Source organism: Rossellomorea marisflavi (genome assembly GCF_022170785.1).
GTDB classification, from domain to species: Bacteria; Bacillota; Bacilli; order Bacillales; family Bacillaceae_B; genus Rossellomorea; species Rossellomorea marisflavi_B.
Genome location: NZ_CP081870.1, coordinates 1,096,575 through 1,111,879 on the forward strand (window position 1 = coordinate 1,096,575; position 15,305 = coordinate 1,111,879).

Genomic DNA, 15,305 nt, shown 5'->3' on the forward strand with positions numbered 1-15,305 from the left:
CACATAATGAAAGAATACAAACTCCAGGGTCTATCCTGTAGCAACTGCGCGCGGGAAATGGAAGAGGAGATCAATAAGCTTGATAACGGGGAAGGATCCAGGATCCTGTACAACAGCAGCAAAATGGTGCTCACAGACGGGGTCGACATGGGACGTGTGGAGAAGATTTTGCACGCAGACGGAGCCGCCATCCAGAAGGATGATCATGACCACGGTGATCACGATCATGACCATTCCCATACAAGCAGCAGCCGGATGAAATTGCTCCTTGGTATATCTGCGGTCATTTTCCTCCTGGCGATTTTCGTTGATTCCATGATCGATCATCCTGTATCCATCGCCCTCTATCTATCTGCTGCCGCCATCAGCGGATATCCGACGTTCATCAAGGGAGCGAAGAACCTGTTCCGCCTGAAGTTCAACATCGATACGCTCATGACCATCGCCCTCATCGGGGCCTTCTCCATAGGTGAATGGAAGGAAGGCACACTTGTGGCCATCCTGTTCGGCGTCAATGAGCTCCTGGAAGGCATGGGCATGGAGAAAGCACGACGCTCCATGGAAGAGCTGTTGAAAGTGGCACCGAAGGAAGCCATCCTGTTGAAAGACGGGGAAGAGAGCGTCGTTCCGATCGCAAGCCTCAAGGTGGGGGACATCGTCCTCGTGAAGTCCGGGCAGAAAATCCCGTCTGACGGAATCATCGAATCAGGCAAAAGTTCCGTGAACGAAGCTGCCATCACTGGGGAAGCGATGCCCGTTGAAAAACAACCGGGAGAAGCCGTATTCGGAGGAAGCATCAACAACGAAGGGGTCCTGAAGGTATCCATCCAGAAGGAATACCATGATTCATCCCTCGCCAAGATCCTCCATCTGGTGGAGGAGGCACAGGAGACGAAGACCCCGACCGAGCAGTTCATCAATAAATTTGCTAAGTATTACACGCCGCTCATTATGATCATTGCGGTCCTTGTTATCGTCATCCCGCCCCTGTTCCTGAACGGCGAGTGGGGAGCATGGTTCTACCAAGGGCTTGCCGTCCTCATCGTCGGCTGTCCGTGCGCCTTGATCCTGTCGTCTCCCATCGCCATCGTCTCAGGGATTGCCCGTAACGCCAAAAACGGGATCCTCGTCAAAGGCGGGGTATTCCTCGAGCAGCTCGGGAAAATCGACACCATTGCCTTCGATAAGACCGGTACGCTCACAAAAGGGGAGCCCCATGTGGAGCAGGTGAAGATCTACGACGAGCGGTTCTTCACCATCGCCGGATCCATCGAGAAATCGTCCTCCCACCCCATCGCCAAAGCCGTCATGGAGCGACTGGCAGGAGAGGACCTCACGTTCATCGAACCCGAGGAGATCAACACGATCACCGGGCAAGGGGTCGCTGCCATTCTGAACGGCCGGACGTATAAGGTGGGGAATGAGAACAGTATCTCTTTCCCACTGTCTGAAGAAATGAACGGTGAAATCCAACAGCTCAAACGGGAAGGCTATACCCTGGTCATCGTCTCCGATGAAGAGCAGGTCCTCGGCCTCTTCGGCATCACCGATGAGATCCGGGAAGAGAGCCATGACATCATCGAACGCCTCCACGCAGCAGGCATCAAGCGGACGGTCATGCTCACGGGCGACCACGACCGCACTGCCGAGAAAGTCGCAAGCAAAGTCGGGCTGACCGACTATTATGCGAGCCTATTGCCGGATGAAAAGGTCGCCAAGGTCAAGGAACTCACGAAGAGCGGACGCGTAGCCATGGTGGGCGACGGCATCAATGATGCTCCGGCCCTCGCCACGGCCGACCTCGGGATTGCCATGGGGAAAGGGACCGACAGCGCCATCGAAACCGCCGACCTCGTCCTCATGCAGGACCATCTCGGCAAGCTCCCAACGGCCATCAGGATCGCCAAACGGGTGAATCGCATCATCAAGATCAACATCACCTTCGCCCTGGGACTCAAGCTCATCGCCCTGCTCCTCACGATCCCAGGACTGCTTACGCTCTGGATCGCCATCCTGTCCGACATGGGTGCCACAATCCTCGTCACGCTGATCAGTCTGACGGTCATGATTGGGGAAAAGAAACAGAGTTCATTATAGGAGGAAGCAGGCCAACCGTGCCTGCTTCTTTTTTTGCGGAGACATGAGAGGGGAGTTGATCATAAGAAGGGGAAGTTGAGGATATATGGAGAAACTCGGTTGACCCGCAACCAAGTTGGAAAGAAGACTATGAAGTTGGTAATGGGCTTTGTAGAGAATCAGAGAGTTGGTAACAAATTTTTCAAAGTCGGTAGAAAAAATCCGATTGTCGGTAAAAAAATTTAAAAAGTCGGTAATACCACAGCATTCGTCAAGCCATGTAGCACGCTGATTCTTGATTGCCCCCATAAAAAATTCACCACCTAATCTCCTCCAATATGATAGTCTGAAAATGGAAGGGAGGTCCAAGCATGAATCCACGAACAGCACGCGAAGATGAAATAGAAATAGAACAAACGAAGAACCTGACCCGGGTAGGGTGCCTCCTTGCCGTCGTCATCCCCATCCTCTTGCTCCCATTCATCATCGGATGGCTCTTTTTCAGGACAGGCGAAACCACCCTTGAAGTCAGTTCTTCCCCCCATGACGTTCACACCATCGAAGTCGTGAAAGTCGATGAATTCCCTGATCCTGTCGTCGACATCCGATACGGTGATCAGGTTATAACGAAAACGAAGATACCTGATGAGATCAAGATCCACTGGGATGATGATGAACATGCGACCGTCATCTTTACAAAGGGAGACCGTAAACAAACCATCCCCATCACATTCGACTAAAGACCTCAAACGAAATGGACGTGACGATTCAATGACCAACCACTATACGATACGCCATGCACAGCTACAGGATGCACCCCGACTATCAGCCATCCGTCCCATCATCGATGGCGAGACGGAATTCATGGATCGGGAAAAAGGGGAGGCCTTCATCACGCCTGAAGGATTCCGCACGATCATCCAAACGGATGAAGAAACGCCCAATCATCTTTTCCTTGTGGCGGAAACGGACGGTGAGATCGTAGGATTCTCCCGGTGTGAAGGAAGTCCACTGAAACGTTCCGCCCATAAAGTCGAATTCGGCGTCTGCCTCCTGAAGGCCCACTGGGGAAACGGCATCGGACGCAGGCTCCTTGAACAGTCGCTGCAGTGGGCAGACATCCAGCAGATCAGAAAGGTCACCCTCACCGTCCTCGCCGATAACCATAAAGCCATCAAGCTCTACGAACAGTATGGCTTTAAAACCGAAGGCATCCTGGTGGATGACAAACGGTTGAGCGATGGAACCTACCATGACACCCTGATCATGGGAAGGATCCAAACGCCGCAATGAAAGGCCTGTTCACCATCCCCTGCAATCCTCGCAAATAGCACAACTGGTCCAAGGCCACGCGTAACCGAACCCCCCTCTCCCACACCACCCATTAGATATATTTGTAAAAGTTATAGGAAAACAATCCCGATTTTGCTATATTTGAAATAATCAGATAAAAAATAGGGGGATCTACACATGGACTTTTCCATCGTATGCAAAGGGTTGAGGAAGGAATTCCAGGGGGACGGCATCAAGACGCGCGCCCTGGACGAAGTGAATGCCACATTCAAGAAGGGTGAGTTCGTGTCCATCGTCGGGACATCGGGATCGGGGAAATCGACCCTCCTGAGTATACTCGGCACATTGGACAGTCCCACTTCCGGGAGCATCCTCTATAACAACGAAGACATTAAAACCTATAACAAAAACGGGCTAGCCGATTTCAGGTTCAATCATATCGGCTTCATCTTCCAGCAGTTTCATCTGCTTCCGACCCTCACATCACTGGAAAACGTCATGGCGCCCCTTTTCTCAAGGAATGTAGCATATAACAAAAAAGAACGGGCAGAGGCCGTCCTTGAGCGGGTGGGGCTGAAGGATAAAATGAACTCCCTGCCGTCCCAGCTTTCAGGCGGACAGCAGCAGAGGGTGGCGATCGCCAGGGCCATTGTGCATGAGCCCCACTGGCTCCTTGCCGATGAGCCGACAGGGAACCTTGATACGGAGACTGGGGATATCATCTTTTCCCTTCTGACCGAACTGAATCGCGAGAAGGGCTGCGGGGTGATTTTCGTGACCCATGATCCGGCCCTTGCTGCCAAGGCAGACCGGATGATCGAGATGAAAGACGGGAAGATCCTCTCGGATAAGGAGCTGGCCCGGGTATGATCCGATTCATATGGAATAACTGGTGGCGCAATAAAGGGCGCTTTATCCTGCTCCTCGTCGGGGCACTCATCGTCAGTACGGGCCTCAGCTACCTGGTCGGGGTCACCCAGTCAAACAACGGGACGATCGTCGAAGAGCTGCAGAACAGGTGGGAATCTTCGTACCACATCGTCGTGCGTCCGCCTGATACGAGAAGTGTCACAGAAGAGCTGAAGCTCCTCGAGCCCAATTATCAAAGCGGGCTGTCCGGCGGCATCACGATGGAACAGTATGAAAAAATCAAAACGATGGAAGACATTGATGTAGCAGCACCCATCGCCATGATCGGCTTCATGAACAACTCCATAGAAATGAATTCATTGACCGTATCCCAGCCCGGGGTGTACCGTCTGAAGATCACCGATGAAACGGACACAGGTGCAGGCACCCGGAAAGATGGGGGCAATACGTACTTCACTGTAGGGAACTGGCAACCGGAGGGTCTCGGGAAGGAGTACGGGGCTTCGCCCTTCATGGGTGAACAGTCCCTCGAGATGGGTTCTGAAGTCATGATCGCCGGGGTGGACCCTGAAGCGGAAAGCGCCCTTGTCGGACTTGATCAGTCCGTCCTTGATGAAGGAGGGAGCCGATATTTTAAACCGGACGACCAGGCGGAAGTGGTGGAGTATGAAGATGAAGCCTTCACCCAGACCGGGATTCCCGTCCTCCTCAGCAACCGGGAGTACGTAGAGAGCAAGGTCACCTATACGCTCGAGAAACTGGATCTTCCGTTTTCCACTGATGAACAGGCGAAAACGATGGAGAAGGTAAAGGAGAACGGAGGGCAAGACTACCTGGAGAAACAGTCGGGTGAAGAGGTAAAGTCCTACACGTATACAACTGAGGAGGCCCATAAAAAGATCCTTGATCAGGCGATGCATCCTGATCCAGAACTGAGCACCACCAAGGAGAATTTCATCGCCTTTCAGGCAACCCCGGTCAACTACCGCCCGGTAAGCAGTCCGTTTTCCGAGCGATGGCCGTTTGCCTATGAGGTGGAGCCTTACGAGATCCCTGAAGGGGTCCCTCTCGCTGAAACCGACGCCTATCGTCCCGTCAAGATGTTCGGGGATGGGAGTTTCCAAGATTGGAAGCGGGTGAAGATCGATGTAAAGGGAATCTTTGACCCTGCGAAGCTCAACATCTCAAAGGATCCGTTGACGGAACTTCCTATGGAAACTTACTTTCCTTCGAAGTCGAATCTCGTGCTCGATCAAAACGGTGAGCCTGTGAACCCTCCTCAGGAAATGAAGCCCCTGAATAATCCGTATGGGTTCTTGACAAAGCCCCCGATGATGCTGACGACCCTAGATGCGGCAGCGGAATTGATGGGAGAGAAGCCGATATCGTCGATCCGGATCAAGGTTGCAGGCGTGGAAGCCATGACCGATGAAAGTGAAAAGACGCTTCAGGAAGTCGCCAAGCGAATCGAGGACGAAACCGGGCTCATCACCGATATCACCCTCGGGTCATCACCTCAGCCGGCCCTGACCCATATCCCGGGTATCAAGGGGGAAGAATCCATCGGCTGGGTGGAACAGCCGTGGATCAAGATCGGTTCATCCATGACAATCTTCAAGGAAGCAAAAGTGGGCTTGAGCGGGGTGATCGCAAGCGTCATCCTGGTGGCCATCATCTACGTGTTCTCATCGAACCTCATCATGATGTACACGAGGAAGAAGGAGTTCGCCGTCCTATTATCCATCGGTTGGAGACCGGTCCAGCTATCGCGTATGCTCTTCACGGAAGCCCTGATCCTCGGGACCTTCGTGTCGGTTGTGAGCTGGATCATCCTAGGATACTTCACCGTCACCTCCACGGTGGAGACGTCGCCGTTCAGATTCCTTCTCATGGGGCTGTTCGGCATCCTGATCTATCTGCTCGGAACGATGATCCCTGCGTATCTCGTCAGGAAGATCAAACCGTATGAATCCATGAAGGCAGGAGAGATCTCCCATATCGGGAGGAGGCTGATCCCATCCGCTGCGATCTGGTCCATGAGCCTCAACTCCTTCCTGTCGAGATGGAAGCGGAGCTGCCTGTCGGTGGTCTCCATTGCCCTTCCGACCAGCCTGTTCGTGGTGTTCCTCTTCATCACCTACCGGTTGAAGGGGGTCATGTTTGCGACCTGGCTCGGGGAGTACGTGGCCATGGAAGTAAGCTCGATGCATTACATTGCCATGGGCGTCGCCTTATTAATCGCCATCCTCACCACAACGGAAATCATGTGGCAAAACATATCGGAGCGTCAGCCCGAGATCGCCCTGCTGAAATCCATTGGGTGGAAGAATCGTTCCATCCGCTTCCTGGTCCTCTTTGAAGGGGCATTCAGCGGACTGTTCGCCGGCATCATCGGCATCCTCATCGCCTTTGTATTTGTTTGGAAAATCTACGGGGAACCGCCTTTGGAGCATGCGCCATTCTTTGCCCTGGCCATTGTCATCCCGATCCTGATGGGGATGGCGGGAGCACTTTTCCCGGCACACAAAGCAGTGAAAGTCCAGCCTTACCAAGCGCTTGGCGGCACAGCGGAGCATTCCGGGAAAACGGAGAAGCGGGTGAAGGTCACCCTGGGAGTGGCGACAGCGATCCTCTTCATCGGCCTTGTCACCATCTTATCTCAAGCAATCCCTGACGCCAAACCGGCTGTCACCACCGCGGATACCAAGGATGTGAAGGGGACGGATGGAGCAATCCAAACATCCACCGCTCCTTCAAAAAACGAAACAAAACCGGATGCTAAACCTGAAGCCAAACTGCAAGGCGAAGAGGTGGCACTGGACCGCGAATTCTGGAAAGTAATCGAATTCGAAAAGCCGTGGAATGCCGATCCCCTTCAGTATACGTTCAGGCTGGATGAACCTAAAAAAGCCAAGGCAAACACGAAATCCATCGTCATCAAAGCACGGATTCAGAACTTGACGACGGAAGACGAGTGGGATGACTATAAGGTCACAGGACAGTTCTTAAAGGATCAGGACGGAAAAGAATACCAGCCTGTCGACACCGAGGTCATTTCCCGCAAGAACTGGAACGGGATCCGGATGAAGCCGGGAGGGGAAGCGATTGTCTCCTTGGCGTTCGAAGTACCGAAAAACAAGGAAAACTTCAATTTCATCATGTCCCGTTCCTCCCAGCCGGGAGATGTCGTGATCAAGCACATAGACAAAGGACTCTGACAACAGAAAGGATCCGGCCATGAAACGATATAATCTGATTGTCATCTTAAATGAAGCGATGGATAGGGTCCTTCTGTGCAAGTGGAGGAAAGAACCGTATCAAGGATTGAGCAACTTCATCGGAGGGAAGATCGAAGGGGTTAAACAGGTCAGGCTGCAGCCTTCAGGGAAATGGAGGAGGAATCGGGACTGACCGGGGAAGATGTCTCCCTGTTCCACCTCATGGACTTGACCTATCATCTCTCGGGATTCGACTTGGAAGTCTATGCGGGAAGATGCACGCATGACGTCGAGGTGCACGGAGAAGAGAATGAACTCTATTGGTCTCCACTGGATGTCGACTTCACCGATCAGATGCACTATGCAGGAGAAGGGAGCCTCGGGCATATCCTAGCCCACGCCGCCCTATACAAGCCTCTCTTTTTTAAGGAAATCATGGAAGTGAAGTGATGGTTTCACAAAACGCCCGGCAGCAAGGGACCCAGATGCTGCCGGGCGTTTTTTCTGTTTGACCCGACGCCGCTCTCCCATTACACAGAAAACTAGATTCTCAGGAACAAATCGGGATAGTCCACCACCAGCCCTTTCCTATCTACAAAGATACTGGATTCATAGGTGGGGCTTTGATAAAGGAATTCCCTGATACCGTTTGACTCCCGGAGAAGGGTGTAATGCTGGTTGACCTTCCGGAAGGTCAGGTCGGGAGCTGACATGTAGACGACGTCCATGCTCACGGTTCGGCCCTGCACCCACTCCATTCGATTGATGGGGAGGGAGTTGGTGAAAGGGGTGCAGGAGATGTCGATATCGATGGCTCCGGTCAGCTCCTCGATGGGCCCGTGTTCCCCGTCGGACCAGCTTCCAAATCCGTCGGCATGTAGGGTCAGGGACCGGTCACCTATATGGAAAGCCCCTTTTCTGAACGTCCAGGATGGATCCAGTTCCAGGCTGTAGTGAATCTCCCCTGCTGAGCGATGCACCGTGCTCTGTATGGTGATGCACCCGTCCTTTTCAGCGAGGGAGAGTTCTTCGATTTCTTCACGTTGATTTTTCCAGCGGATCATCTTTTTGTCCTCCTTTAAGAAATGCGAATCGCTCCTTGCCGGCGCACCCGTTCTATGCCAAAATAAGGCCGGGAGGAAAACGACTATGAAACAGCAACTACTGCTCTTCATCTACTTCACCCTGGCCATCGTCAGCTTCTTCGCCCTTTATGATTCATGGGTGATCCTGAAGTCGGGCTGGGGCGTGGAATCATTCCTGTTCATTGCCATGGGAATCCTCGCCATCATCCTGATCATCCGTCACCTCGGGAAGAGGAAGTAGATACAAGAAAAGCCGGAGATTTCGTATGGAAATCTCCGGCTTGTTTTTATAGGTATGACTCTATCTACATGATACAAAAAAACGGAATATAAGTCTATTTATTTTTTTGATTCAATGTAAAAATAAAGAAGTGCACAAGGAGCGTAACGTTACGACTTTCTGACGAAAAGAGGGCGTACATTGAAAAAGAATCTATCAACAGACGAAGCGATCGAGCGGTGGAATGAGCACGCGGAGGCATTCACGGCAGGCTACACGGAGGAAGGGGACCGGAGCAGGAGGATCCTCTTGAATCCCGCGATCTTCTCCCTTCTCGGGCATGTAGAAGGGACGGAGATCCTCGATGCAGGCTGCGGGGAAGGGTATTTGAGCCGGCTCCTCGAACGGAAGGGGGCCCATGTGACGGCCGTGGATTATTCGACGGAAATGCTCAAGCTTGCCAAAGCGAAGGCAACGGAATCTTCCGGGATCCGCTACCACCACGGAAACTGTGAGAATCTGAATTTCCTGGAGGATCGGATGTTTGATACGATCGTGTCCAATATGGTCATTCAAGATCTTGAAGATCACACGGCGGCTCTCAGGGAATGCTTCCGGCTCCTGAGAGATGGCGGGACCCTCGTCTTTTCGATCCTCCACCCGTGCTTTATTACACCCGGAAGTGGATGGATCCGGGATGGACGGGGTAAAAAGGAAGCATGGCGAGTATCCGGATACTTCCTTGAAGGAGTCTATGAACAGGCGTTTCCCGAAGAGGCCGAGAACAAAGTGGTTTTTTACCATAGGAGCCTGACCACGTACATGACTGCCATCAGGGAAGTAGGTTTCGAGATGGATGAAATGGTCGAACCGAGGCCGTCGGATGAACTCGTTAGGGAGGATCCTGAGTACAGGGAAGACCTGATCCACCCGAATTTCCTCGTATTCAAGCTGAGAAAGGGGAAAAGGGACATGAGCTGGTGTCCTGGGCTGTAAACTGTATTCTCGCAAAGAACTTGCCGGGTATCCCGGCATTTTTTTGTTCCCCTCTGGAGGAGGGGTGTTGAAAGCTCCTTCAGTATGTGTTAAAGTGCACTTTAACTGAACACACTAATTAGGGAGATGAAGCCGATGACATACAGCATGAAACAGATCACGGAGATGACGGGTGTGCCTGCTTCCGCCCTGCGATATTATGAGAAAGAGTCCATCCTGCCATTTGTAGAGCGGAACGATAAGGGAATCAGGGTGTACGATGACGTGAACGTTGAGTGGATCTATTTTATCCGTGCCCTCCGTGAAACGGACATGCCCATAAGGGAGATCAAAAAGTATGTGGCTCTATATATGGAGGGAGATGCCACAAAAGAGGAGAGGCGAAAACTCCTTCTTCAGCACGAAGAAAATGTCGAAGCGAAGCTGAGCTCCCAGTTCGAGTACTTGAAGCGGATCAAGAAGAAGCTCGTATCCTACGGGGAGATAGAGAAGAACCTCCAGTAGGAGAAAGCCCGCCGGAATCCGGCGGGCTTTCTTCTTTTAACTCCATTTTTTCACGCGTTGCAGTCTCAATGCATTCAACACGACCGACACCGAACTGAAGGCCATGGCTGCCCCTGCCACCCACGGGGCAAGGAGCCCGGCTGCGGCTATGGGGATGCCGATTGTATTATAGGCAAATGCCCAGAAGAGGTTCTGTTTGATGTTGCGCATGGTCTTGCCGCTCATCAGGATCGCATCGGCAATGCTGTGAAGATCGCCACGGATCAGGGTGATATCAGCTGCCTCCATGGCTACATCGGTCCCGGTGCCGATGGCCATCCCCACATTGGCCGTGGCGAGGGCAGGAGCGTCGTTGATGCCGTCCCCGACCATGGCCACATTCCTACCGGATTCCTGCAGGTGTTTGATTGCAGAGGCCTTTCCTTCGGGGAGGACCTCTGGGATCACCTCTTGAATGCCCACCTGGGAGGCGATCGCTTTCGCTGTGCGCGTGTTGTCACCCGTCATCATGATGACGGTGATATCCATGTTCTGGAGGCGTTCGATGGCAGCCTTTGAGGTTTCTTTTACCGTATCCGCAACAGCCAGGAGTCCGGCGTACCGTCCGTCGATGGCGACCAGCATGGCCGTTTTTCCTTGCAATTCAAGCTCTGCTTTATCCTCGGCGATAAAGGCGGTTTCCACCCCGTTCTCATCCATGAACGCCCTGGTACCGATCAGCACATGCCGTCCATCGACTATGGTGCGGACGCCTTTACCGGGAACGGCCTCGAATGATGAGGTGGGAGAAGGGTGGGCCCCTTTATCCTTCAGACCCTGCACGATGGCCTGTGCCAGGGGATGTTCGGATTGCTGCTCCGAGGAGGCGACGAGTCGCAGGAATTCATCCTCTTCCACCCAATCAGCCATGAGATGATCGGTCAAGACGGGTGCTCCGTTCGTGACGGTCCCGGTTTTATCCAGGACCACGGTGTCGATGAGCTGGGTCTGTTCCAGATACTCCCCGCCTTTGAAGAGGATCCCGAATTCCGCCGCTCGTCCGGAACCGGCCATGATCGAAGTCGGTGTGGCAAGGCCGAGGGCGCACGGACATGCGATGACAAGGACGGCGATGAACACTTCAAGGGCCTGGGTGAAGTCACCCGGCTCGATCCAGATGATCCATAGGAGGAACGTCAGGAGTGCGAGGACCACCACGATGGGAACGAAGATGCCTGATATCCGGTCCGCCAGGCGCTGGATCGGTGCCTTTGAGCCCTGGGCATCCTCGACGACCTTGATGATCCGGGCGAGTGCCGTATCGCGTCCGACCTTCTGGGCTTTCATCCGGATGGAACCGTTCTGATTCACCGTTGAACCGAATACCGGATCCCCCTTTTCCTTGTCGACGGGTAGACTTTCACCCGTCAGCATGGATTCATCGATGGATGTAGAACCTTCCGTCACTTCTCCATCGACCGGGATCTTTTCGCCAGGCTTGACGATGACGATGTCTCCGATCATTACCTCTTCCACAGGGGTGTCGATTTCCTTCCCGTCCCTGTAGACACGTGCCGTTTTCGCCTGCAAACCCATGAGCGTCTTGATCGCCTCGGAAGAACGTCCCTTTGCTCGCGCTTCGAACAGCTTGCCGAGTAGGATCAAGGTGATCAGGACCGCGCTTGTTTCAAAATACAGATGTGGCCCGTGATGGCTGCCGGCCGTAACGATGGCCTGGTACAGACTATAGAAGTAAGCGGCGGATGTCCCCATGGCGACCAAGACATCCATATTCGCACTGCCATTCCGCAGTGCCTTGTAAGCTCCGATGTAGAACTGTGCCCCGATGATGAACTGCACAGGCGTGGCCAGGATCAGCTGGACCCACGGGTTAGCAAGGAAATCGGGTACGTACAGAAAGGAAGTAAACGAAAAATGGCCAACCATCGTCCAAAGGAGCGGAAGGGAGAGAATGGCCGAAAGGATGAACTTCCTCTTCTGGACCTTGATGGCTTCCTCCCGGTGATCGCTCGCATCTTCCTGAGATGGCCGGTGGGCACCGTACCCGAGCTTTTCGACCTTTGCAATCATGTCGCTGACAGAGGTCTGAGAAGGGTGATAGGAGATGACCGCCTTCTCAAGGGCAAGATTGACGCTTGCAGATGTGACGCCATCAAGTTTATTCAATCCCTTTTCAATACGGGCCGAGCAGGCGGCACAGGTCATCCCGGTGATCTCAAGCTCGGCTTTTTCATGGACGACCCCATACCCGAGAGCGTCTATCTTCTCTTCGAAGTCCTTTTCACCTAGTTTGGCAGGGTCATAGGAGATGGAAGCTTTCTCAAGGGGGAGGTTCACGGTGGCCATTTCGACACCGTTCAATTTATTCAGTCCCTTTTCAATCCGGTTTGCACAGGCGGCACACGTCATACCCGAGATGTGCAGGGTGGTTTCCTTCTTGTTTGCACTCATGAGCGGCTAGCCTCCTTTATACCTGGTGAGGGTATGTTGATGTGAAAAAGAAAGAGTGCATGATCTGCACTCCTGTTTGATTCCTTACACAACGTCATAACCTTGATCGTCGATGGTTTCCTTGATTTCATCGAGGCTGACGACGGCATTGTCGTAGTCCACTTCGACCTTGGCATCGGCGAGGCTTACGTTGACCTTTTTAACACCGTATAGTCCGCCTACATTTTTCTCGATGGCATTGACGCAATGGTTGCATGACATTCCTTGTACATTCAATGTAATATGTTCCATGATAATCGCTCCTTTTGGTTGGGTATTTCCAGTATGAGTTATTTTTTCATCAGCTTTTGAATCGTGACGACAAATTCATCGAGGACCGAATCGTCGCCTTCATTGAGACGGTCCACCACGCAGCCCTTCAAATGACCCTCGAGGAGGATCTTTGCAACGCTGTTAAGGGCAGACTGGGTGGCTGAAAGCTGTGTGATCACATCGTCACAGTACACGTCCTTTTCAATCATGCCTTTGATGCCGCGAATCTGCCCTTCGACGCGATTCAGCCGGCTGGTGAGATTCCGTTTCACCTCTTCAGGGTGATGACTCTTGCGGCAGGAGATGCCGTCCTTCAATCCATCTTCCATCCGATCACCTCCCGGAAGCAAAGTGCTTCCTGTTTTTCTCATTTGAGTCCAGTTTAGTGTACCTGTGGGGGGTATGTCAAGAGGGATGCTTACACATGAAAAAAGCACCTTCCATAAAAGGTGCATCAAAGCAATCGAAGCAGGGCGAACACTCCGAAACCGAAGACGATGATCCCCGAAAGACGGTTGATCCAGGCGAGGCTGTCATTGGAGAACTTTTTCCTGAAGAGGCTCACGCCGAAGCTCAGGGAAAGCCACCAAGCGGCTGATCCAACGAACACACCCGTTACCATGAGAAGGGCTGACATGAGGTCGAAGCTGGACTTTCCGAGACCGATCCCGGAGAAGATCCCGATGAAGAACAGGATGGTCATGGGGTTTGTCACCGTCAAGAAGAAGACGGAGGTATAGGATTTCAGCAGTCCGCCACCCCGTGCAGAAGCGGAATGATCCGCAGGTCTGGAGCGGTACGTCTGGATGCCGAGATAACAAAGGAAGAGTCCGCCGATCAGCTGAAGCCACAGCTTTTGGCTGATCAAAAAGCTCGTGATGAATGTCAGGCCGAATGCGGCGATGCATCCGTAGATGGCCTCGGCTGATGCGGCCCCCAGTCCTGATACGAATCCCGTCAAACGCCCCTTAGAAAGAGTACGGTTGATGCAGAGGATCCCGATCGGGCCGACGGGTGCTGCCACGGTGAAGCCGATGAGCAGGCCTTTTAATAGAAAAATGATGTCCATATGTTCATAATCTCCTCAGAAGTTTCATTTTAGTATAGAGAAAAATCCGGTAGAATGAAAGAAGGATTTAAATGGAAGAAATGAGTCTTTTGTGGGAAGGGAGAAGGGAAGAGTGGAACCGATCAAAAAAGCGTACGGATACATAACAAGAAGCCACGATGGAAGACCACAGGTATTGGTGTTCCAGCATCCGATCCTTGAAGCGGGTATCCAGATCCCAAAAGGGACGGTGGAGGCAGGGGAATCTCCTGAAGCTGCCGTCGTCCGGGAAATGAGGGAGGAAACGGGTTTGACGGACTTGGGAGAGCCGGTGTTCCTTGCCGACGATATGTGGCGAGCGGATGATGGAAGCATCCATCATCGGCATTTTTATCGCTTGGATCAGCGGGATGCTCTTGATCAATGGCAGCATGTGCCGTCTGGCGGGGGAGAAGAAGAGGGGCTGCAGCTCACCTTGTTCTGGATTTCCTCACCGGGGGATATTCCGTTGGCGAGGGGGCATGGGGACTATTTGGCTGATGTGCTGGAAGAGAGACCTTCAGATGGCCTTGGGTGTCTGGAGGCATCTGAAGACGTCAAACATGTGTATTTAATAGAAGAAGGCGTGGAGAGGATCATCGGGGAAACGCGTGAACGGATTTCATTCGAAGAGGGCGGCGCTTTGCTGGTGAGGGAGCAGACCCTCATATCTGAAGAAATGGGGGATCGAAGGACCGTGACCCGATTGATGGCGGCCACGAATCGTCCACTTTCCGTTGAGGATACCGGTGGAGGCGGCGTGAGGGCCGTGTATGCTGGAGATCATGTGATGATCGAGAGAGATGGGGGAGAGGAGGGGGTGTCACTCCATCATCTTCCCATTGATACGTTTTCGGTTGAACTCCTTCTCCGCACGCTACCTCTCGAAGGGGGCTATGTCCGGTCCTTCCATGCGTTCAATGTACACAAAGGAGAGGAGCAGCTCATCGAGATCCATGCGGATGAACAAGCCAGCGGCTCCTTCAAAGTAAGGGTCGAGTTCGGTACCACGACCCAATGGTATTGGATCCGTTCTGATACGTGTGAACTCTTGAAGCAATATTCGGAGCCTGCTCCAGGCTTGCAGGTGGAGTTCCGAAGATAGGCCGATCTCCAGTTGTAATCTTAATGAAATTCAGGTAGAATGGTAAAGTTTTAACATTACTTTTCGTTCGGGGTAATAAATCGTTTAT

Annotated in this window: 16 protein-coding genes; 11 read left to right on the forward strand and 5 right to left on the reverse strand. The window is 52.7% G+C overall.

The features are described from left to right. The first annotated feature begins 6 nt into the window (after window positions 1–6). The 7 genes from K6T23_RS05880 (at window position 7) to K6T23_RS05910 (ending at window position 7,907) form a co-directional block, all read left to right on the forward strand. On the forward strand, window positions 7–2,097 hold the full coding sequence (locus K6T23_RS05880) for a heavy metal translocating P-type ATPase (protein WP_238283890.1): 2,091 nt from the start codon (window positions 7–9) through the stop codon (window positions 2,095–2,097). Between the two features lie 350 nt (window positions 2,098–2,447). Next, window positions 2,448–2,816 (forward strand): hypothetical protein, encoded by a 369-nt coding sequence (locus tag K6T23_RS05885; protein WP_238283891.1) that lies wholly within the window; start codon window positions 2,448–2,450, stop codon window positions 2,814–2,816. A 31-nt stretch (window positions 2,817–2,847) separates the two neighbouring features. Continuing rightward, window positions 2,848–3,369, forward strand: coding sequence for a GNAT family N-acetyltransferase (locus tag K6T23_RS05890; protein ID WP_238283892.1), 522 nt, complete (start codon window positions 2,848–2,850; stop codon window positions 3,367–3,369). A gap of 177 nt (window positions 3,370–3,546) precedes the next feature. Then, the gene (locus K6T23_RS05895; protein ID WP_056534175.1) at window positions 3,547–4,239 is read left to right on the forward strand and encodes an ABC transporter ATP-binding protein; all 693 of its coding nucleotides are present in this window, start codon (window positions 3,547–3,549) and stop codon (window positions 4,237–4,239) included. After that, window positions 4,236–7,457 carry an ABC transporter permease gene (locus K6T23_RS05900; RefSeq protein WP_238283893.1) on the forward strand — a complete coding sequence of 1,074 codons (3,222 nt, stop codon included), beginning with the start codon at window positions 4,236–4,238 and terminating at the stop codon, window positions 7,455–7,457. The genes K6T23_RS05895 and K6T23_RS05900 overlap by 4 nt, the downstream gene beginning before the upstream one ends. A gap of 19 nt (window positions 7,458–7,476) precedes the next feature. Next, a complete protein-coding gene (locus tag K6T23_RS05905) occupies window positions 7,477–7,650 on the forward strand; it encodes an NUDIX hydrolase (RefSeq protein ID WP_238283894.1) in 174 nt (57 codons plus the stop codon). Further along, window positions 7,629–7,907 carry a hypothetical protein gene (locus K6T23_RS05910; RefSeq protein WP_238283895.1) on the forward strand — a complete coding sequence of 93 codons (279 nt, stop codon included), beginning with the start codon at window positions 7,629–7,631 and terminating at the stop codon, window positions 7,905–7,907. Before K6T23_RS05905 ends, K6T23_RS05910 begins: the two co-directional genes overlap by 22 nt. 92 nt (window positions 7,908–7,999) lie before the next feature. Here K6T23_RS05910 and K6T23_RS05915 read toward each other — a convergent pair whose 3' ends face one another. Continuing rightward, window positions 8,000–8,521, reverse strand: a complete 522-nt coding sequence (locus tag K6T23_RS05915; RefSeq protein ID WP_238283896.1) for a putative glycolipid-binding domain-containing protein — start codon at window positions 8,519–8,521, stop codon at window positions 8,000–8,002. A gap of 85 nt (window positions 8,522–8,606) precedes the next feature. On the opposite strand from K6T23_RS05915, the gene K6T23_RS05920 reads away from it, so the two are divergent. The 3 genes from K6T23_RS05920 (at window position 8,607) to K6T23_RS05930 (ending at window position 10,262) form a co-directional block, all read left to right on the forward strand. Then, window positions 8,607–8,783 (forward strand): hypothetical protein, encoded by a 177-nt coding sequence (locus tag K6T23_RS05920; protein WP_156183332.1) that lies wholly within the window; start codon window positions 8,607–8,609, stop codon window positions 8,781–8,783. Window positions 8,784–8,963: 180 nt separating this feature from the next. Continuing rightward, window positions 8,964–9,758 (forward strand): class I SAM-dependent methyltransferase, encoded by a 795-nt coding sequence (locus K6T23_RS05925; RefSeq protein ID WP_238283897.1) that lies wholly within the window; start codon window positions 8,964–8,966, stop codon window positions 9,756–9,758. Between the two features lie 147 nt (window positions 9,759–9,905). Continuing rightward, window positions 9,906–10,262, forward strand: a complete 357-nt coding sequence (locus K6T23_RS05930; RefSeq protein WP_238283898.1) for a MerR family transcriptional regulator — start codon at window positions 9,906–9,908, stop codon at window positions 10,260–10,262. A gap of 36 nt (window positions 10,263–10,298) precedes the next feature. On the opposite strand, the gene K6T23_RS05935 is transcribed toward K6T23_RS05930, so the two are convergent. The 4 genes from K6T23_RS05935 to K6T23_RS05950 form a co-directional block, all read right to left on the reverse strand. Next, window positions 10,299–12,713, reverse strand: coding sequence for a heavy metal translocating P-type ATPase (locus K6T23_RS05935; RefSeq protein WP_238283899.1), 2,415 nt, complete (start codon window positions 12,711–12,713; stop codon window positions 10,299–10,301). Between the two features lie 84 nt (window positions 12,714–12,797). Then, window positions 12,798–13,004, reverse strand: coding sequence for a copper chaperone CopZ (gene copZ / locus K6T23_RS05940; protein WP_238283900.1), 207 nt, complete (start codon window positions 13,002–13,004; stop codon window positions 12,798–12,800). Window positions 13,005–13,042: 38 nt separating this feature from the next. After that, the gene (locus tag K6T23_RS05945) at window positions 13,043–13,354 is read right to left on the reverse strand and encodes a metal-sensitive transcriptional regulator (RefSeq protein ID WP_056534198.1); all 312 of its coding nucleotides are present in this window, start codon (window positions 13,352–13,354) and stop codon (window positions 13,043–13,045) included. A 125-nt stretch (window positions 13,355–13,479) separates the two neighbouring features. Next, window positions 13,480–14,094: a LysE family translocator gene (locus K6T23_RS05950; RefSeq protein WP_238283901.1), complete on the reverse strand. Its 615-nt coding sequence runs from the start codon at window positions 14,092–14,094 to the stop codon at window positions 13,480–13,482. A gap of 112 nt (window positions 14,095–14,206) precedes the next feature. Here K6T23_RS05950 and K6T23_RS05955 point away from each other — a divergent pair, with 112 nt between their 5' ends. Continuing rightward, complete coding sequence (locus tag K6T23_RS05955; protein ID WP_238283902.1) at window positions 14,207–15,217, forward strand: NUDIX hydrolase; 1,011 nt, start codon at window positions 14,207–14,209, stop codon at window positions 15,215–15,217. Window positions 15,218–15,305 lie beyond the last annotated feature (88 nt).